At 67.1% G+C, this 19,028-nt stretch carries 15 protein-coding genes; 9 read left to right on the forward strand and 6 right to left on the reverse strand.

Translation table 11 applies throughout. The annotated features are described in order from the left end of the window. Positions 1-62 precede the first annotated feature (62 nt). The 8 genes from BMX85_RS21125 to BMX85_RS21160 all read left to right on the forward strand — a co-directional run bounded on the left by BMX85_RS21125 (position 63) and on the right by BMX85_RS21160 (position 7,406). Entirely contained in the window at positions 63-1,682 is a 1,620-nt protein-coding gene (locus tag BMX85_RS21125) for a hypothetical protein (RefSeq protein WP_090323314.1), read from the forward strand. Further along, complete coding sequence (locus BMX85_RS21130) at positions 1,679-2,110, forward strand: GtrA family protein (protein ID WP_090323317.1); 432 nt, start codon at positions 1,679-1,681, stop codon at positions 2,108-2,110. The genes BMX85_RS21125 and BMX85_RS21130 overlap by 4 nt, the downstream gene beginning before the upstream one ends. A gap of 28 nt (positions 2,111-2,138) precedes the next feature. Further along, on the forward strand, positions 2,139-2,963 hold the full coding sequence (locus BMX85_RS21135; protein ID WP_090323319.1) for a glycosyltransferase family 2 protein: 825 nt from the start codon (positions 2,139-2,141) through the stop codon (positions 2,961-2,963). Beyond that, complete coding sequence (locus BMX85_RS21140; RefSeq protein ID WP_090323322.1) at positions 2,960-3,853, forward strand: lysylphosphatidylglycerol synthase domain-containing protein; 894 nt, start codon at positions 2,960-2,962, stop codon at positions 3,851-3,853. The genes BMX85_RS21135 and BMX85_RS21140 overlap by 4 nt, the downstream gene beginning before the upstream one ends. A 1-nt stretch (position 3,854) precedes the next feature. Next, positions 3,855-5,327, forward strand: coding sequence for a hypothetical protein (locus tag BMX85_RS21145; protein ID WP_090323325.1), 1,473 nt, complete (start codon positions 3,855-3,857; stop codon positions 5,325-5,327). After that, complete coding sequence (locus BMX85_RS21150; RefSeq protein WP_090323328.1) at positions 5,311-5,709, forward strand: HAD family hydrolase; 399 nt, start codon at positions 5,311-5,313, stop codon at positions 5,707-5,709. Before BMX85_RS21145 ends, BMX85_RS21150 begins: the two co-directional genes overlap by 17 nt. Continuing rightward, complete coding sequence (locus BMX85_RS21155) at positions 5,706-6,443, forward strand: glycosyltransferase family 2 protein (RefSeq protein WP_090323330.1); 738 nt, start codon at positions 5,706-5,708, stop codon at positions 6,441-6,443. Before BMX85_RS21150 ends, BMX85_RS21155 begins: the two co-directional genes overlap by 4 nt. 111 nt (positions 6,444-6,554) lie before the next feature. After that, a complete protein-coding gene (locus BMX85_RS21160) occupies positions 6,555-7,406 on the forward strand; it encodes a sulfurtransferase (RefSeq protein WP_090323871.1) in 852 nt (283 codons plus the stop codon). Positions 7,407-7,415: 9 nt separating this feature from the next. On the opposite strand, the gene BMX85_RS21165 is transcribed toward BMX85_RS21160, so the two are convergent. After that, complete coding sequence (locus BMX85_RS21165; RefSeq protein ID WP_090323333.1) at positions 7,416-8,531, reverse strand: acyltransferase family protein; 1,116 nt, start codon at positions 8,529-8,531, stop codon at positions 7,416-7,418. A gap of 164 nt (positions 8,532-8,695) precedes the next feature. Here BMX85_RS21165 and BMX85_RS21170 point away from each other — a divergent pair, with 164 nt between their 5' ends. After that, positions 8,696-9,793 carry an acyltransferase family protein gene (locus tag BMX85_RS21170; protein ID WP_177196839.1) on the forward strand — a complete coding sequence of 366 codons (1,098 nt, stop codon included), beginning with the start codon at positions 8,696-8,698 and terminating at the stop codon, positions 9,791-9,793. A 4-nt stretch (positions 9,794-9,797) separates the two neighbouring features. Here BMX85_RS21170 and BMX85_RS21175 read toward each other — a convergent pair whose 3' ends face one another. The 5 genes from BMX85_RS21175 to BMX85_RS21195 form a co-directional block, all read right to left on the reverse strand. After that, on the reverse strand, positions 9,798-11,153 hold the full coding sequence (locus BMX85_RS21175) for a TolC family outer membrane protein (RefSeq protein ID WP_229210597.1): 1,356 nt from the start codon (positions 11,151-11,153) through the stop codon (positions 9,798-9,800). Between the two features lie 2 nt (positions 11,154-11,155). Continuing rightward, positions 11,156-12,514 (reverse strand): HlyD family type I secretion periplasmic adaptor subunit, encoded by a 1,359-nt coding sequence (locus BMX85_RS21180; protein WP_090323341.1) that lies wholly within the window; start codon positions 12,512-12,514, stop codon positions 11,156-11,158. A gap of 6 nt (positions 12,515-12,520) precedes the next feature. Further along, positions 12,521-14,320 carry a type I secretion system permease/ATPase gene (locus BMX85_RS21185; protein WP_090323343.1) on the reverse strand — a complete coding sequence of 600 codons (1,800 nt, stop codon included), beginning with the start codon at positions 14,318-14,320 and terminating at the stop codon, positions 12,521-12,523. A gap of 369 nt (positions 14,321-14,689) precedes the next feature. After that, entirely contained in the window at positions 14,690-17,188 is a 2,499-nt protein-coding gene (locus BMX85_RS21190; protein WP_090323345.1) for a DUF4214 domain-containing protein, read from the reverse strand. Between the two features lie 402 nt (positions 17,189-17,590). Continuing rightward, entirely contained in the window at positions 17,591-18,988 is a 1,398-nt protein-coding gene (locus tag BMX85_RS21195; protein ID WP_090323347.1) for a FecR family protein, read from the reverse strand. Positions 18,989-19,028 lie beyond the last annotated feature (40 nt).

Here is a 19,028-nt window from a genome sequence, read left to right on the forward strand (position 1 = left end):
CAACGACACTGGCGTTCCCGGCGCGGCGGCATCCCAGCGGTGGCGGCCTGTCGTTCCATTGCATGAATATCAATAAAATCAAATACCTGCTGGCGTGGCTGGTGCTCGCCCTGAGCGCGTCGGCGCTGCGCTTCAAAGTCATTCTGCAGAGCGACACGCTGTTCCTCGACGACCTGTTCTCCGACCTGCTGCGGCACGGCGGCCGCTGGGCCGAATGGAAATTCTCCTCCGCGCCGGCCTTCGTTCCCGACATGCTGCTGTATTGGCTCGCCTTCCCGCTGTTCGGCGACCCGGCCGCGCGCATCTTCTTCGTCTCCCTGGTCCAGGTGTTCCTGGTGGCGGCGGCGCTGCTGTGGTGCGCGCGCAGAATCGACCCCGCGCTGGGCAAATCGGCCGCCGCCTCGCTGCTGCTGGTGCTGGCCCTGTTCACGCTGGCCTCGGCCAAGTCCGGCATGTGGCTGTACTTCTATACGACCAACAACCACCTGGCCACGCTGCTGTTCGGCCTCACCGGCACCGGCCTGATGCTGCGCTATCTGGAGCGGCCGGGCGCCGTCCCCGCCGCCTGGCTGGTCGCCGGCTGCGTGGCGGCGGTGCTGTCGACCCAGCTGTTCACGCTCAGCTTCACGCTGCCGGTGCTGGCGCTGCTCGGCGGCGCCTGGCTGATGCTGGGCCGCGCGCCCGCGCACCGCGCCACGCGGCGCTCGCTGGCGCGGCTGGCGGCCATGGTGTTCGGCGCCCAGGTGCTGGCCATGCTGCTGGCCAAGGTGGTGATCCGCAACGCCGCCAACGAGGGCCGCGTGCGCGCCTCGCCCGAGACCGCCGGCGTCGCGCTGCGCAACCTGCTGCAGGCGATCAAGACCGCGTTCGCCCCCGACAACGGCCTGACCATGGCCTGCGCCATGCTGGTGCTGCTGGCGCTGCTGTTCCTGGCCTACCGGCTGCTGCGCGCCTGCGCGCTGGGCCGCCAGGGCCTGACGGTGGCCGCCGCCGACTGGCGCTTCGGCGCCGCCGCCGCGCTGCTGGCCGTGGTGTCGGCGGTCAATCTGTTCGGCGTGGTGCTGTCGGGCGGTTTCGCCGACCAGTTCGGCCTGCGCTATCTGATGTTCCCGATGGCGCTGGCGCTGGTGCTGGGCGTGATCCGGCTCGACCAGCTGCTCGGCGCGCGCGCCTGGCCGGCGGCCGCCGCCCAGCTGGCGCTCGGCGCCGTCGTCGCCATCGGCGCCGGCCGCCTGACGCTGGCGCCGCCGCCGCCCATGGTCGACGGCGCGGCGCTGGCCGCCGGCTGCCTGGCGCGCATCGAGGGCGCCGGCTTCCCGCTGCGCGCCGGCATCGCCGACTACTGGAACGCGCGCAGCCTGCGCTACCTGCTGCCGGCCCACAACCCGATGCTGGCCACCGACAGCACGCTCGCGCCCAGCTTCCACGTCTCCACGCTCGGCCCGGTGCTGCGCCCGGCGGACTATCCGTCCCACCGCTACAACTTCGCCGTCCTGTACGGCGCGGTGCAGCCGGTCGATCCGACCTACACCGCCGCCACCTTGCGCGCGTCGCTGCCGGCGCCGGCCCGGGTCGAGCAATGCGCCGGCGGCCGCCTGGAGATCTGGCTGTACCAGGACGATAGCCTGGAGCGCGCGGTGAAACAGGCCGGCGCCGCCTGGGCCCGCAAGGAAGGCCGGTGAGCGGACCCGCCGCGCCGTCCGGCCTGCGCGCCTTCCTCGGCTTCCTGCTGCTGTCGGGGCTGGGCTGGCTGTGCGACATGCTGACCTACACGGCGCTGGTGCGGCTGGCCGGCATGGCGCCGTTCGGCGCCAACGTGGTGTCGTCGTACGTCGGCGTCAGCTTCGTCTGGTTCACCTCGCTCGGCATGGTGTTCCGCCGCAGCGGCGCCGGCGCCGGCCGCTTCCTGGCCTTGTACTGGTGTTACCAATTCGTCTCGATCATGGCATACTCGCAGTTGTTGCAGATGGTCGCCGCGCTGCTGGCCGACCGGACCGGCGTGGCCGCGCTGCACGGCGCGCTGGCCGCCAAGATCGTCGTCACGCCCTTCAATCTGGTCACCAACTTCCTCTTTATGAAAACGCTGACGCGCTTCATGCGCGCCGCCTGACCCCCTGAATCCCGGAACCCACGAACCCATGCCCCAGTCACCGCCCCGCATCCTCGTCTTCATCCCGGCCTACCGCTGCGCGCCGCAGATCGTGCGCGTGATCGACCAGTTCGACGAGCGCGTGCAGCGCGCCGTCGACACCGTCATGGTGGTCGACAACCGCTCGCCCGACAACACGCTGCAGGCGGCCGTCGAGCGCGCCGCCACCCGCCTGACGCACTGCAACTTCATCGCCTGGACCAACGACGACAACTATGGCCTGGGCGGATCGCACAAGGCCGCCCTACGCTACGCCATCGAGCACGGCTTCGATTACCTGGTGGTGCTGCACGGCGACGACCAGGCCGACATCCGCGACCTGCTGCCCGAGCTCGAGCGCGGCGCCCACCTCGACGCCGACTGCCTGCTCGGCGCGCGCTTCATGCCCGGCAGCCGCCTGCTCGGCTACTCGGCGCTGCGCACCTTCGGCAACCGCGTCTACAATCTGCTGTTCTCGCTGGGCGCCGGGCGCCGCATCTACGACCTCGGCTCGGGCCTGAACCTGTACCGGCTGGCGCCGCTGCGCGAGTTTTACTACAAGGGTTTCCCGGACGACCTGACGTTCAACTACGTCATGCTGCTGGGCAGCTACCACGCCGGCCAGCGCGTGCGCTTCTTCCCGATCAGCTGGCGCGAGGACGACCAGGTGTCGAACGTGCGCCTGTTCCGCCAGGCCTTCAAGGTGCTCGGCCTGCTGGGCGCCTACTGCCTGCGGCGCGGCCGCTTCCTGGCCGGCGACATGCGCGCCAAGGCGCACGCCGCCTACAGCGGCAGCATCGTGGCGCGCCGCGACGTGGTGCGCCAGGACGAATGAGCCGCGCGCTACGCCTCTATCTGGCGCTGCTGGCCGGGCTGCTGCTGGTCTGGCTGGCGCTGCGCGCGGGCGCGGCCGGCGGCCTGGCGGGCCTGGCGAGCCTGGGCGGCGCGCCGGCGCTGGCGCCGGCGCTGCTGCTGTACGCCGCCTCGCACCTGTGCCGCATGCTGCGCCTGGCCATGCTCAGCCTGGACCAGCGCGAGCACGTGCCGGCGCTGCTGGCCGCGCACGGGCTGACCGCCTTCCCCAGCAGCTTCCTGCCGTTCAAGATCGGCGAGATCCTGCGCCTGGCGGCGTTCCTGCACGTGTTCCCGGGCCGGCGCAAGGCGCTGGCCGTGTGGCTGGCCGAACGCTGCGCCGACGTGCTGGTGCTGTCGGCGCTGATGCTGGGCCTGGCGATGGTCGAGGTCACGCTGCCGGCGCCGATGCGCACCGTGTTCCTGCTGTTCCTGGCCGCCAGCGCCTTCGTGCTGCTGACCCTGTTCGCGGCGGCCAAGACCTTCGTCTACCTGAACCGCCACCTGGTGCTCGCCAGCACCAGCGCGCGCGGCCTGATGGTGCTGCGCGCCAGCCACGCGCTGCGCCAGCTCGAGCTTGAGCTGCTGCGCTCGCTCGAAGGCAGGCTGACCGGCCTGCTGCTGCTGTCGGTGCTGATCTGGCTGCTCGAAATCTCCGCGCTGGCGCTGTTCCTGGCCCACCTCGCGCCCAGCGGCAGCGGCCTGGCCACGCTGTTCGCCCACGGCCTGCTGGCCAACCTGAGCCCGGGCCAGTCCGGCCTCGGCCCCGGTCCCGGCCCCGGCCAATACCAGCCGCTGGTGCTGGCCGCGCTGGCGCTGCTGTCGATGGCCGCGCTGGCGCTGGCGCGCCGCCTCCACCAAGGAAAATCCTGACATGTCGCAGCTGCACCACCAACTCATCCTGGTCGTCGACGACCGCGAACTGGCCGCCGGCGAGGTGCGCGGCGTGGTCGGCCCGCGCCGTTTCGGCGACATCCTGTTCCAGCGCCGCACCTTGTTCGAGCGCTTCCGCGCCAGCCTGCCGGCCTGGGCGCCGGAGCGCCTGGTGCACCTGCGCAGCAACGAGCAGCTGCCGGCGCTGCGCGCCACGCTCGAGGCCAGCGGCGACGACGGCGCGCTGTGCGTGATCGCCGGGCGCGCCGGCTTCCCCGACAGCGGCGAACTGCGCCAGCTGATCGAGCGGCTGCCCTACGCCAACGACGATTTCAGCGACCGCCTGTACCAGCCGCTGCTGGTCTTCCTGCGCAACGCCCACTGGCTCGTCGAGCAGTGGCCGGCGTTCGAGGCGGCGCCGCTGCACACCTGGCAGGCGCCGTGGCGCGACTGCCAGCGCCTGCAGTCGGTGCGCCCGCTCGACCTGGCCCACCTGCAGCAATTCCTGATGCTCACCAGCGGTTCGACCGCCGCGCGCCACTTCAACCAGATCGACGTCGACGAGTATTACTACACCAAGAGCTCGTCGGACCGGCGCAAGATGCGCGCCGAGTACGCGTTCTACGACCTGGCGCCCGAGGCGATGCGCCCGTGGCTGATCCAGCCGTTCGACTTCCGCGAGCAGGACGAGCGCGCCTCGTACAAGATGATGCGCTACTACCTGGCCGACGCCGCCCTGCAATGGGTCCACGGCGCCTTCGAGGCCGACAGCTTCCAGTCGTTCATCGAGCGCCTGCTGTTCTTCGTCGCCCAGCGCCCGCGCCGGGCGTGCGCCAGGGCGGCCTCGCTGGCGGCCGCGCGCGCGCTGTTCGTCGACAAGCTCGAACGGCGCGCGGCCGACTTCCTGGGGCGCGACGACGGCCGCCGCATCGAGGCGCTGGTGGCCTCGGCCACGCCGTCGCTGGCGCTGGCGGCGCAGCTGCAACGCTACCTGCGCCTGTACGCGCGCCACGAGGCCGGCTTCGGCTTCGACCACGAGGTGGTCGGCCACGGCGATCCGTGCTTCTCGAACATCCTGTACGACCAGCAGCGCCACCTGCTCAAGCTGATCGACCCCAAGGGCGCGCTCGACGAGGCCGAACTGTGGACCCACCCGCTGTACGACCTGTGCAAGATCTCGCACAGCGTGCTGGGCGACTACGATTTCATCAACAACGGCCTGTACCGGGTCGGGTTCAATGACGACAACAGCTTGCGGCTGGACCTGACCTTGGAGCGCCAGGCCGCCCTCAAGCCGCTGTTTACGCGGCAGCTGGCGCGGCTGGGCCACGACCTGCGCGCGGTGCGCCTGGGCGAGGCCTCGCTGTTCCTGTCGATGCTGCCGCTGCACATCGATTATCCCAACAAGGTGATGGCCTTCCTGCTCAAGGCCAACGCCATTCTAGACGAGGTGGAATTTGGAAAAGCAACTTGACGACGACGAAGCGCTGCTGGTGGTCGATATCGACGGCACGCTGTGCGACATCAAAACTGCGGCGCAGACCTACGCCGAGCTGGTGCCGCGCGCCGACATGGTGGCCAAGCTGCGCGAATACCAGGCGCGCGGCTACCGCATCCTGCTCTACACGTCGCGCAACATGAAGACCCACAACCACAACCTGGGCTTGATCAACAAGCACACCGCGCCGGTGATGCTGGCCTGGCTGGCGCAATGGGACATCCCGTACGACGAGATCCTGTTCGGCAAGCCGTGGCCGCGCAGCAAGGGCTTCTACATCGACGACCGCGCCATCCGGCCCGACGAGTTCCTGAAGCTGTCGGAACAGGAAATCCACCAGCTGCTGGGGCAATCATGAGCGGCACCATCGTCGTCACCATGGCCGGGCGCGGCTCGCGCTTCTACCAGGCCGGCTACACCGTGCCCAAGTACGAGATCGTCGCGCACGGCCACAGCCTGTTTTACTGGTCGATGCTCTCGCTCAAGCACTTCATCACGGCGGACACGCGCGTGGTGTTCGTCTGCCTGGCCGAGAACGATTCGGGCGCCTACGTGCGCGCGCAGTGCGCCGCGCTCGGCATCGCCGACGTCCACATCCACGAACTGGCCGAATTGACCGACGGCCAGGCCACCAGCGCCCACGTCTCGCGCGCGCTGTGGCGCGCCGACGGCCCGCTGCTGATCTACAACATCGACACCTATGTCGAGCCGGACGCGCTGCGCCCCGAGGCCATTCCGGCCGGGGCCGACGGCTGGATCCCGTGCTTCCAGGTGCCGGGCGAGCACTGGAGCTTCGTCAAGCTGGGCGAGGACGGCTGGGCCACCGAGGTGGCCGAAAAGCGCCGCATCTCCGACTACGCCTCGATCGGCCTGTACTGGTTCGCCGCCGGCGCCGACTACGTCGCCGCCTACGAGCGCTACTTCGCCGACCCGGCGCACCTGGTCGGCGGCGAGCGCTACGTGGCGCCGCTGTACCAGCAACTGTTGCGCGACGGAAAACGCATCGCCATCGCCGACCTGGCGCCGCGGCGGGTGCACGTGCTGGGCACGCCGGCCGAACTGGCGGTGTTCGAGGCGGCCACGCCGAACTGAGCGTCCCGGCGCCGGTTGCGGCGCCCGGGCGGGCCGCCGGCCGGGCGCTTTGGCCGGCGGCGGCGCGCCGCGTTTATAATACCGCCTGTTTAATTGATTTCGAGCCGCACCATGCAAGCTACCGCCCCCGACGCCGCGTACGTCAACATCGCCGCGTACAAATTCATCACTCTTGACGATCTGGACACCTTGCGCGCCGCCTACCAGGCCGTGTGCGCCGAGCGCCGCCTCAAGGGCACCATCCTGCTGACGCCGGAAGGCATCAATATGTTCCTGTCCGGCCTGCGCGCCGACATCGACGCCTACCTGGCGTGGGTGCGCGCCGACGCCCGCCTGGCCGACCTGGAGGTCAAGGAAAGCCTGTCGGCCGAACAGTCGCACAAGCGCATGCTGGTCAAGATCAAAAAAGAAATCATCACCATGCGCATGCCGCTGATCAAGCCCGAGGAAGGCCGCGCGCCGTTCGTCGACGCCCGCACGCTCAAGCGCTGGCTCGACAACGGCGTCGACGACCAGGGCAAGCCGGTGGTCATGGTCGACACCCGCAACGATTTCGAGGTCGACGTCGGCACCTTCGACAACACGGTCGACTACCGCATCGGCAAGTTCACCGAGTTCCCCGACGTGATCGCCGCGCACAAGGCCGACTTCGACGGCAAGACCGTGGTCACCTTCTGCACCGGCGGCATCCGCTGCGAAAAGGCGGCGATCCACATGCAAAACATCGGCTACGACAACGTCTACCAGCTCGAGGGCGGCATCCTGAAGTACTTCGAGGAGGTCGGCGGCGCCCACTACACGGGCGACTGCTTCGTGTTCGACTACCGCACCGCGCTCAATCCCAAGCTCGAGCCGACCGAGACCGTCCAGTGCTTCGTCTGCCGCGCCGTGGTCACCCCGCGCGAACAACTGTCGCCGCAATACGTGTACGAGAAGTCGTGCCCGCAATGCCACGGCAAATGAGCCGGCCGGTCAGCGCGACAACCGGCCCGCCGCCGGCGCGTCCCTGACCGTGCCGTAGCTGCCGCGCAGCGCCAGGAACGGCAGCTCGATGGTGTGGTAGCTGAGCGTGGCCAGGCCCCACACCAGCGCGTACACCAGCGCCAGCGCCAGCGCCGCGTCGAGCCAGCCGGTGCCGGTCCAGTGGACCATCCCGAAGCGCTGGGCCAGTATCTGGACCACGCCCATGTGCAGCAGGTAGAACGAAAAGCTGATTTTTCCGCCATGGGTCAACGCGCGCCCGAACCAGCGCGGCAGCTGTCCGCGCCAGGCCACCCAGGTGACGATGACGCCGGCCCACACCAGGCTCTCGAGCATCGACCAGCCGATCCAGAACGGCGACTTGGGCGCCGCGCCGAACGGCGCCACGTGCGCCTGCAGCGCGCTGGCGCACACGGCCAGCGCCAGCGCCGGCGCCAGCAGCCAGCCGGCGCGTTGCGACAACCCCGACTGCCAGCGCGCGAACGCCATCGCCGCCAGCATGCCGATGACGAACTGGTCGAAGCGGCCCACCGCCGTGCTGAAATACATCAGCGAACTGTTCGTCGTGGCGCCGTAGGCCATCAGCTTAAAGAACACCATCAGCGCCAGCACCTGGGCCAGATAGCCGGCGCCGCGCTCCAGCGCGAAGCGGCTCAGCCACGGGAACACCAGGTAGAACATGAACTCCAGCGGGATGCACCACAGGGCGCCGGTGACCACGCTGCGCGAACTGGGCGAGTCGCCCAGGTTGGCCGACAGCAGGTACAGGATGTCCTGCGGCTGGAAGCTGTCGCGGTTGAGCGAGAGGGCGACGACGAACATCGTCAGGTACAACGGCCCGATGCGCAACAGGCGGTTGCGGATGAAGGGCCGGTAGCTCAGCCGCCGCTGCCACTGGGCGATACGCATGAACAAAAATCCCGACAAGGTGAAGAACAGCGCCACCCCGGTGTGGCCCTCGTTGACGAGGCCGGCCCAGGCGGTGTCAAGGCCGCCGCCGCCCAGCGCGCGCCACTGGTGCGAGAAATGGAACAGGAACACCAGCGTGGCGGCGACGCAGCGCAGCTGGTCGACGCGTTCGATATAGGGCAGATTCAGGGATTTCATCGCCGGCCAATTCCTTTATGGATTGCACTATAATAACCCGCGTTCGAGCGGCCACGCCGGCCTTAAGCACCGCCGTCGTCGCATCGGCATGCTCCCCCGCTTACAATACTTCCTGTTTTGATCAATCCAAGCCGCACCTGCTCCATGCAGGCGACGGGAGAGTTATGAATAACAAGTTTATCTTTGCCAACCAGCTGCGTGGCGTGGCCGCCATGCTCGTGGTGATGACGCATTATTTCGGCACCTTTTTTGGCGAGCAGGACTTGCTGGCGGCACGCACTTTCTCGCCCAACCTTCAGCTGACGCCAGCGCCATGGGTGCACATGTTCGAGCTGCCTTATCAGGGCCCGTTGGGCGTCGCCGTGTTTTTCCTGATCAGCGGCTTCGTTATTCCTTATAGCCTGCAGAAAACCAGCAAGGCTGGTTTCCTGCTCAACCGCATCTGCCGAATCTACCCCACCTACGCCGCCAGTCTCGGCATCGGCACGCTGGCGATCGTCGCCAGCGCGCACTACTGGGGCCAAGCGTTCAGCTACGAACCGAAGGTGCTGCTGGCCAACGCCTTGCTGGTGCACAACTTGCTCAATCTCCCCTCGATGGACGCGGTCAACTGGACTTTGTCGATCGAAGTCAAATTCTACCTGTTGGCGGCGCTGGGAACTGCGGCCTTCTTCAGCCGCAAGCCGTGGTGGCATCTCGGTTTCCTGGTGTTTGCGGTGTGGGTCACATGGTATGGCGCCGGCGTTATGCTGACGCTGTTCCTGATGGAACTGAACTACATCCTCTTCATGCTGATCGGTGTACTGTTTCATCAGCATGTCAGCGAGCGGATCAGCACCCGTGCGCTGGTGTGGCGCGTCTTGCTGTCGACGGCGGTATTCAGCCTGACCTGGTCTCTCGGCCCCCAGCGCAGCCAGTTCCCGACTGTGACGGTGTGGTATTACCTGGCGCTGGCGGTGTTTGCGCTGTGCTACGCGCTGCGTTCACGCTTCAGACCGCATCGGCTGCTCGATTTCCTGGCCGATATCAGCTATCCGCTGTACTGCGTACACAGCCTGGCCGGCTACTCGCTGCTGAAAATCCTGCTGCACCGCGGCTTGCCGTATGGCGCCGCGGTGTTGGTGACGCTGGCCAGTGCCATCCTGCTGGCGTGGCTGCTTCATCTGACCGTGGAGCGCGGCAGCATGCGGCTCGGCCGGAAACTGGCCGACGAATTGACGCGCCGCCAACCGATGGCCGCCGGCGCACCAGGCAGAAGCTGAGCAGTTAGTGGAAATAGGCGGCGACCTCGCGCACGTCGTTCGGCGACAGCGAGCCGGCGGCCGCGCGCAGGCGCAGCATGCCCAGCAAGTAGGCGTAGCGCGCCTGCGCCAGGTCGCGCTCGCTGGTATAGAGCTGCTGCTGCGCGTTGAGCAAGTCGAGGTTGATGCGTACCCCGCCCTTGATGCTCTGGCGCGTGGCCTCCATCAACAGCTGTCCCGAGGCCACCGCCTTGTCGAGCGCGCGGATGCGCGTCACGCTGCTCAGCACGAGGCTGTATTGCTTGCGCAGCTCGAGCAGCACCCTGTCGGTCTGCACCTGCAGGTCGGCGCGCGATTTTTCCCGCGTCGCCACGGCCTGGCGCGTGCTGGCGCTGACGGCGCCGCCCTGGTACAGCGGGATCGTCAGCTGGATGCCGATCGCGCGCACCGTGCTGTCCTGGTTGTAGGTGTTGATGGTTTCCGAACTGCTCTTGCTCAGGCTGGCGACCATGTCCAGCTTCGGCATATGCCCGGCGCGGTTCTTGTTGATTTCCTGGTCGGCCGCCTGCAGCGCGAAGCGGGCCGCCTGGATGTCCGGATTGTTGGCCAGCGCGATCTCCTTGAGGGCGTCGTAGCCGCCCGCGTCCGGCGGCGCCAGCCGGAATTGCGGCGCCAGCTGGTCCAGCCCGCGCACCTCTTCGCCCACCAAGGTCGACAGCGTCGCGCGCAGGGTCGTCGCGTTGTCCTCGGCCTCGATCAGCTGGGCCTCGGCCAGGTCCAGCCGGGCCTGGGTTTCGAGCGTGTCGGTGCGGGTCCCCTCGCCGCCCTTGAACAGGCGGTCGTTGACCTGCTTTTGCTCGAGGTAGGCGTCGCGCTGGATCCGCGCCAGGCGCACCTGCTCCTCCGCGAACAGGGCGTCGACATAGGCGCCGACCACCCGCAACACCATCTCCTGGGTGCGGCCGCTGAACTGCGCGACGCTAAAGTCGGATTGGGCCTGGCCCTGCTTGTAGCGGGCCCACGCCTCCATGCTGAACAGCGGTTGGCGCAGCTGCACCACCGCCGACTTGCTGATGTACTCGGGATGGCTGGTGACCTGCCGGCCGAGCCCGTTCGGCTCGGTGATGTCGGCCCAGTTGCGGTTGGTCGAATAACTGCCCTGCAGCGCCGGCAGCAGCGCCGAACGGCCCAGCACGCGGTACTCGGCGCCGGCGTCGCGCTCGGCCACGGCGCCCTGGAAGGTGGGGTCGTTGCGCAACGCGTTTTCATAGGCCTGCGTCAGGCTCATGGCGTGGGCGCCGCCCTGCAGCAACATCATGGCGGCGGCCACGCGGCACGCCAGTCGCGCCAGCCGCGGCGCGGTCGGGAGGGGACGGTTCACGCTCAATCCTCCGACATCGACGAGTGGGAGCGGTCGATCACCGGCTTGAGCAGATAACTCATCATGGTGCGTTCGCCGGTCTTGACGAACATCTCGACCGGCATGCCGGACTGGATTTGCAGTTTCTTGGCGGCGATCAGCTGCGCGCCGTCCTTGTCGACCTTGGCCCGCACCTTGTAGAAGGCCGCGCCGGTTTTTTCGTCGACGGTGCGGTCGGCCGAGACCTGGATGATGGTGCCCGGGATGTGCGGCGTGCGGTTGGTGTTAAAGGCGGAGAAGATCAGTTCCACCGGCAGGCCGACGTGCACCTTGTCGACCAGGTTGACGGCCAGCTGGCCCTCGACCACCATGGCGTCGTCGCTCGGCACGATCTCCATCAGCTTGGCGCCGGCGCCGACCACGCCGCCCTTGGTGAACACGTTCTGGCCGACCACCACGCCGTCCACCGGCGACTTGAGCTCGGTGTTGGCGACGTCGAAGTTCTGGCCCGAGATACGGCTCATCAACGCTTCCGCCTCGCGCTGGGTGTCGGCCAGCTGGGTGCGCACTTCCTTCTGGTAGTCCGACAGCGCCTGGCTGCGCTTCATCTGCAGCTCCAGCACCTGGCTGCGGGCGCGGCCGATATTGCCGACGTCCTCGGACATCGCGCCGCTGATCTGGACGTAGGTGCGGTCGAGGTCGAGCATGCGGTTGCGGGCGATGTAGCCGTCGGTGGCCAGGCTGCGCATGTTGTCGAGCTGTTCCTTGAGGATGGCCAGCTGCGTCTTCTTGCTGTCGCGCGATTCCTGCAGCCCCTTGAGTTGCTGGTTCAGGCCGGCGATATTCTCGTCCATCGCCGACAGCTGGCTTTGCAGCGACGCCCGGCGCGACGTGAACAGCTGCTGCTGCAGCGCGTAGTTGGTTTGCACGCGCGGATCGTTGCGGTCGGCCTCCAGCGCCGGCGGGAAGGCGACCTTGGCCAGCCCGTCGCGTTCGGCCAGCAGGCGCGCCTCGCTCGAACGGGCGGCGAAGTACTGGGCGCGCGAGGTTTCCACCTGGGCGCTGGCCTGGACGCTGTTGAGGCGCACCAGCAGCTGGCCGGCCTTGACGACGTCGCCGTCGTGCACCAGGATGTCCTGGATGGTGCCGCCGCCCTGCGTCTGCACCGCCTTGCGGTTGCCCTCCTTGGCGACATAGCCCTGCAGCGGGACGCCCTTGTCGAGCGGCGCCAGGCTGGCCCACAGCACGAAGCCGCCCATGCCCAGCACCACGATGAGCCAGCCGATGCGGCTGGCCGCGCGGGCGTCGGTGTTGACCGTCAACGGCTCGACGTCGTGCGCGATGACCTCGCTGGCCGGTTCTTGTTTGGTGATAATCGCCATGTCTGCTTATTCCTGTTCGGTGGTGGCGGCGGCCGCAGTTCCGGCGGCGGCGGCGAGCACGCCCTGCTCCGCCTGCGCCTTGGCCTGGGCCTGCGCCTGTTGCGCCTGCAATTGTTTCTGGTTGGCCTCCTGCAACGCCTTCAGCACGTCGTTGGTGGGGCCGAAGGCGGCCGTCATGCCGTCGCGCAGCATCAGCAGCTTGTTGGTGGCGCCGATGATGCTGGTGCGGTGGGTGATCAGCACCACCGTCTTGCCGCGCTGGCGCATGCCGTGGATGGCCTGCAGCAGCGCCGCCTCGCCGACGTCGTCGAGGTTCGAGTTCGGTTCGTCGAGCACCACCAGGCCGGGGTCGCCGTACAGCGCGCGCGCCAGGCCGAGGCGCTGGCGCTGGCCGCCGGACAGGCCGGCGCCGCCGTCGCCGAGCGGGGTGTCGTAGCCCTGCGGCAGGTGCAGCACCATGTCGTGCACGCCGGCGCGCTGGGCCGCCAGCACCACCTGCTCCGGATCGACTTCGCCGAAACGGGCGATGTTGTCGCTGACGGTGCCGCCGAACAATTCGATGTCCTGCGGCAGGTAGCCGAGGTGCGGGCCCAGTTCGCCCTTGTTCCATTGGAAGATGTCGGCGCCGTCGAGGCGCACCTTGCCCATCAGCGCCGGCCACACGCCGACCAGCAGGCGCGCCAGCGTCGACTTGCCCGAACCGCTGGGCCCGATCACGCCGAGCACGTCGCCGGGCGCGATGCCGAAGGTGATGCCACGCAAGACCGGCGTCTTGCCGCCCGGTGGCGTGGCCGACACGCCCTCGACCATCAGGTTGCCCAGCGGCTTGGGCAGCGCCATGCCGGCGCCGCGCTCCGGATTGTCCGCCAGCAGCTTGGCCAGGCGGCCATAGGCGGTGCGGGTGCTGGCCCAGCTCTTCCACACGGCGATGACCTGCTGCACCGGCGAGAGCGCGCGCCCGACCAGGATCGACGCGGCGATCATCATGCCGGGGGTCATTTTGTTCTCGAGCACCAGCAACGCGCCGAAACCGAGCACCAGCGACTGCAGCGACACCTGGACGAACTTGGTGGCCGCGCTGACGGTGCCGGACTTCTCGCTGGCGCTGGCCTGCAGTTGCAGGAATTTGCCATGCAGCTTGAACCAGCGGCGCTGCAGGTTGGGCAGCATGCCCATCGATTCGATGACCTCGGCGTTGCGCAGGTTGTTGGTGGCCAGGTTGGTGGCGGCGATGGCCATCATGCTGGCCTGCTGCAGCGGCTCGTGCGAGACGCGCTCGTTGACGTAGGCCAGCACCACCAGGATGGCGGTGCCGCCCAGCGCGAAGAAGCCGAGCGAGGGCTCGAAGAAAAAGATGACGATCAGGTAGACCGGGAACCACGGCGCGTCGAAGAAGGCGAACAAGGCGTTGCCGGTCAGGAACTGGCGCAGGTTGGTGAGGTCTTGCAGGGCCTGGCCGGCGTTGCCGCCGGCCTGCTTGAGGTTTTGCTCGAACGCGGCGCTGTAGACCCGCTTATTGAGCGCCATGTCGAAGCGGGCGCCGACGCGCACCAGCACGAAGCTGCGCACCAGCTCCAGCGAGCTCATCACCAGATAGGCGCCGACGATCATCACGGTCAGCATCAGCAAGGTGATTTCATTGCGGCTGGCCAGCACGCGGTCGTAGACCTGCAACATGTACAGCGACGGCGCCAGCATCAGCAGGTTGCTGATGGCGCTGAAGACCCCGACGGTGATGAAGGTACCTTTGAAACCGGCAAGGACTTGCTCGATTTCGTTTTTTGTTTTCAGAAATGTATTTTTCATGGGGCTTGCACGAGGCAATAGGTAGTACAAACAGCGGTGTGGCGGGCACGCCGGCGGGCAGTGGCAAGGAAGGGCAGCGCGCGCCGGGGCGGAGCGGCCCGGTGGCCTCGCGACCATCAATTATGTGATCCCTGTCACAATTTCCGAAGCTTAACACAGTGTTTTTACAATTACCAGCGGCATCGACCGTTTCCCTGGTTAGCATTTGTAAGTGTCGCGCGCGGGCACCAGAGGGGCGCGCGCGCGCGCCGGGGCGCATGAAAAAAAGCCCGCCCCCTTGCGGGGACGGGCTTTCATCGGTTCGCGACGGCGCTGTTATTAGTCTGGTTTGACCTCAACCGACCGCCACAGCGCCAAGCTTGGCCATGATTACGCTGCGGTGTCGAACTTGGTGCTCAGGTCGACCGAACCGGTCAGCTTGACGACCAGGTCGGTGTCGCCCAGGGTACCGGCGACTTCGCCTGGAACGATGACGTCTTTGAAGACGTAGGTGTTGCCACCGAACTGGAACGACACGATGCCGTTGTTGCCGGCGACGGTCTGGGCGGCCGACGCGGTAGCGGCGGCTTGCAGAGCGTCGTTCAGGTTGGTGACCGACGAAGCCAGGGTCAGTTTCGACACTTGAGCGGCGGCGCTGCCGTCGATGACCACATTGTTGAACACCAGGGTGTCGACAACCGACACGCCAGCCGTTTTGCTTTCTTGCACAGCGTCGAAGTTGGTGATGGTGTCCATCGCCTTGAAGGTCGACGCGACGGTGACCATGTCGTGGCCCGAACCCAGGGTGATGGTTTCTGCGACGGTGGTGTTGCCGGTGTACGTCAGGCCGCCAACGACTTTACCGTCCAGATCCAGGCCGCCCAGTTTCGATGCATCGACGGTAGCCAGGGCCACGCCGGCGCTGTTGTTCAGCGTGACGGAGCCGTCGCCAACCAGGGTGACTGCCTTCAGCGCGGTGTTGTGGGTCGCATCGACGGTCACGGTGGCGGCAGCGACGAACTTCACTGCGTCGTCAGCTGGATCGACGGTGCTGTTGACATTGACGGTCAGCAGGGTCTGTACGTCGCCATTGATGGTGGTGGCGATGTCGGCAGCGTCCGAAGCGACGTGCACCACGGCGGTGTTGCCGTTGACGGTGACGGTCTTGCCGGTGGCGGTGATCGAAACATCGACCGCGCCCGAACCGTAGACGGCGGCGATGGCGCCCGAAGCGGCGGTGTAGCCGATGCCCGACACGCTGATGTTGCCGGTGGTGGTGACCAGTTCCGACGCGTTGGTGACGGTGGCGCCGTCAGCGGTGAACGACAGGGTGGCGAACTCGGTCAGGAACGAACCGTCAACCGCGGCAGCGCCGAACTCGGCGACTTCGATGCCGGTGGCCGCGCCGGTCAGCACGGCGTACTGGGCCGCGGTGAAGGTGGTCGAGCCGATGGCCAGGGTGTCGGTGCCTTCGCCGCCGATCAGCGATGCGCCGACCAGGTCAGCGGTAACGGCAGCGACGAAACGGTCGTCGCCGGCGCCGCCGTCGACGGTCACCGAGCCGGTGACGGCCGGGGTGACGCCAACAGCTGCTGCGATACCGGAGACCTTGACGTTGACGACGTCGTCGCCGGCGCCGGTCGACACGGCCAGAGCGGTGCCGGTGTTGGCGGCCGCGAAGGTTTTGTCGATGGTGACGGTGTCAACGCCGCTGCCGGTCGACAGGGTCGCCAGTTTGGTCAGCGCGGTGGTGTCGATGGTCAGGTCGCCACGCGAGCCCGAAGCGTTGACGCTGGTCACGGCGGTCAGGCTCGACACGTCCAGGATGGTCGCGTCGCCGGCCAGGCCGACGGTCAGCGTAGCGATCTTGGCGTTGGTGTCGGTCAGGGTGACGGTGCCGCCCGACGAGGTGCCGGTCAGGGTTGCCGAGGTCAGCGCCGCACCGGTCAGGGTGATCGCGCCGGTGGCGTCGACCAGTTTGACGGCGCCCGAGGTGGCTGCAGCGACGTAGCTCACGGTGTTGGCCAGTGCGCCGGTGCCATCGGTGAAGGTGACGGTCTGCTTGTTGACGTTGGTCACAGCGGTGTCTTTGCCGTCAACGGAGATTTCGGTCGAACCGGCGAAGAACGCCGAATCGATAGTGGCTGCACTGGCGCCGGTCAGGCTGATCTTCTCAACGTTTTTGACCGTACCCGCGAAGGTGCCGGCACCAACAGCCGACAGGTTCAGGGTGTCGACGCCGAAGCCGCCGTCGATGGTCTCGCCACTGGTCAGGTTGGCGGCGGTGCCGGTGATGGTGTCGTTGAAGTTTTTGCCGACGAACGCGTCGGTAGTACCAACGGTCAGCGCGAATGCTTCGCCACGGGCGGCGGCGGCGTTCGACTGGACGGTGTCCAGGTTGTTCAGCGCGGTGGTCAGCGAGGCGTTGGTGGTGATGCCAGCCAGCCATGCTTTGGCGACGGCGTTCGGCGAGGTGCCCGAGTAACCGATGATTTCATCAGGGGTCAGGGTCGAGGTGAACTGGTCGGCGGCGGTGGTCTTGTTGGTCACGGCGACCAAGTCGGCGTTCTGGGCGCTGTTGGCGATGGTGTAAGCAACGGTGCCGATGGTCAGTTCGCCCGACGACAGTTTGCCTGCCCAGTATTTCAGGCCGGCTTCTTCAGCGGCGCGGCCGAACAGGTTGATGTACAGCGCGTTGACGATTTCGAAGTTGCTGACGCCATCGTACAGATCGGTGTATTCCTTGGCGGTAGCGAATTGGCTAGCGATAGCCTCGACGCTGCCAGCAGCGTCAGCGCGTGCTTGCCAGAAAGCCAGACCAGCGGTGTCGGCTGGACGGTTGAAGTAAGCGATGTACAGTTTTTGGATATCTGCAGCGGAAGTAGCCATTTAGTAACTCCTGGGAAATGCATTAATAAGAATGAATCTGCGGTGCCTTGTTGCCCGCAGTACTACGGCAGCCATAATGGCAGAAGAGCAGCGGTGATTTATGTGACGGACATCACAAGAAACCATAAAAACCACTCAATCAGCCTAAATAACATCGCCGGCGCTTTATTTTTAATCAAAAGGCGCGCCGGATTATGAGATAAGGCGGGCCGGAAATCAATAGCAGGGCTCGCCGCCCTATGGCGGCGATGTGTTTATAACACCGCCGTTAGCAGATAAACACATAAACAAATGCGATTTAAAACCGGGCGCTATTATATTAATAGCGTGAGAATTGGAGAGAATCGGAGGGGCGGGAGAAAAGCCGGTCGTGATAAAAACACACGACCGGCCAGGGGATGTTTATTTGGTCCAGTAGGTCACGCCGTTGACGCTGCGGGCGGCGTCGAGGCGCGAGTAAAACAGATAGGCGGCGTCGTTCTGGCTGCCCAGCGTGCCGTTGACGCTCATGTTAGTGTTGCCATAATTGACCGCCGACCCGCCCAGCTGGCCGTTGCGCGCCACCGAGCCGACCGCCTTGAGGTTGAAGCGCTCCTGGCCGGTGAGCAAGTCGAACGAGGTGGCGAAGCTGGCGGTGGAAAAATCGACCAGCAACTTGCCGTTCTCCATCGTCGCCGCCGAGATGACGCCGGTGGCGTCGTGCAGCACCGCCGCCTCGCCCTGGCGCAGTGCGAACCCCGCGCTGCCCTGCACCGGCGTCTGCCAGTCGGCGCCCTTGGTGCGGTAGATCGAATAATACTTATTGGTGGCCACGCGCTGGGCGCCGGCCGCCGTCATCACGTCGGCGTCGACGTTGACGCCGTTGCCGGCGACGGCCGCCCAGCGGCCCCAGACGATCTTACTGTCGGGCAAAGGCGGCACCTCGGGCTTGGGGGCGGTCACCTCGACCGTCACCGGCGGCAGCGGGTCCGACGGCAAGGTCGGCGGCGACTGCGGCTCGGACGGCGCCACGTTGGCCCGCGCCACCTGATGCAGCAGGCTGTCGGCCTTGAGCGGATCGAGGCTGGCGTCGGCGGCGTTGGCGGCCGGCGTCGCCCCGCCGCCCTTGGCGACGGGCTCGTCGGCGCGCGGCGGCGCCACCACGTTCGGCGCGACCGATCCGGCGCTCATCAGTTTTGGCTCGGCCTGGCCGCGCCGCACCTGCAGCATCTGCCCCATCTGCCCGGCGGCCAGCTCGCGGCTGGCGGCGTGCTCGCACGGCCCGGCGCCGCCCGGCGAACAGGTGCCGCCGAACCCGCTGACGACGATCGCCCCGTCCAACACCGTCACATTCGACGTCTGCTGGTCGGTAAACACGGTGAAGTCGGTGCCGCGCACGCCGATCGCGGCGACCGGGGTGTTGAAACGGAAATTCTGGCGCGCGGCCTTGACGCCTTTGCCCGAGACGCTGCGCGCCACGCCCGACAGCAGCTCGAGCTTGACGCGGGTGTTGGCCGGATTGTTGCCGTCGATATGGTAGGCGTCGATGCGCGCGCGGCTGGCCGGACGCAGGATCAGCAGGCCGTCGTCGACGGTCTTCAGATAGATATAGCCGTCCTTGCCGGTCGACAGTTCGTCGCCCTCGCGCACCGCCTCGCCCAGCGTGGCGGCCTTGGCGCCGGCACGGGCCTCGCCGCTGACGAACACGATGCGGCCGGCCTCGCCGGCGGCGGCCGCGCCGGCGCCGACGGCCAGCACCGCCGCCAGCGCGCAGTGCGCCAGGCGCCGGACCGGAATGGACAAACAATTATGAACCAACATGATAGGGACTCCTTTTTTGTATCATCGGCCGACGCGCCCG

Source organism: Duganella sp. CF517, assembly GCF_900110275.1.
In the GTDB taxonomy this organism is placed as follows: domain Bacteria; phylum Pseudomonadota; class Gammaproteobacteria; order Burkholderiales; family Burkholderiaceae_D; genus Rugamonas.

Excerpts from the sequence above, each read along its gene's own strand:
- BMX85_RS21180 (WP_090323341.1), bottom strand. The coding sequence starts at position 12,514 with ATGGCGATTATCACCAAACAAGAACCGGCCAGCGAGGTCATCGCGCAC.
- BMX85_RS21165 (WP_090323333.1), bottom strand. The coding sequence starts at position 8,531 with ATGAAATCCCTGAATCTGCCCTATATCGAACGCGTCGACCAGCTGCGC.
- BMX85_RS21195 (WP_090323347.1), bottom strand. The coding sequence starts at position 18,988 with ATGTTGGTTCATAATTGTTTGTCCATTCCGGTCCGGCGCCTGGCGCAC.
- BMX85_RS21185 (WP_090323343.1), bottom strand. The coding sequence starts at position 14,320 with ATGAAAAATACATTTCTGAAAACAAAAAACGAAATCGAGCAAGTCCTT.
- BMX85_RS21160 (WP_090323871.1), top strand. The coding sequence starts at position 6,555 with ATGCAAGCTACCGCCCCCGACGCCGCGTACGTCAACATCGCCGCGTAC.
- BMX85_RS21170 (WP_177196839.1), top strand. The coding sequence starts at position 8,696 with ATGAATAACAAGTTTATCTTTGCCAACCAGCTGCGTGGCGTGGCCGCC.
- BMX85_RS21145 (WP_090323325.1), top strand. The coding sequence starts at position 3,855 with ATGTCGCAGCTGCACCACCAACTCATCCTGGTCGTCGACGACCGCGAA.
- BMX85_RS21155 (WP_090323330.1), top strand. The coding sequence starts at position 5,706 with ATGAGCGGCACCATCGTCGTCACCATGGCCGGGCGCGGCTCGCGCTTC.
- BMX85_RS21140 (WP_090323322.1), top strand. The coding sequence starts at position 2,960 with ATGAGCCGCGCGCTACGCCTCTATCTGGCGCTGCTGGCCGGGCTGCTG.
- BMX85_RS21135 (WP_090323319.1), top strand. The coding sequence starts at position 2,139 with ATGCCCCAGTCACCGCCCCGCATCCTCGTCTTCATCCCGGCCTACCGC.
- BMX85_RS21190 (WP_090323345.1), bottom strand. The coding sequence starts at position 17,188 with ATGGCTACTTCCGCTGCAGATATCCAAAAACTGTACATCGCTTACTTC.
- BMX85_RS21125 (WP_090323314.1), top strand. The coding sequence starts at position 63 with ATGAATATCAATAAAATCAAATACCTGCTGGCGTGGCTGGTGCTCGCC.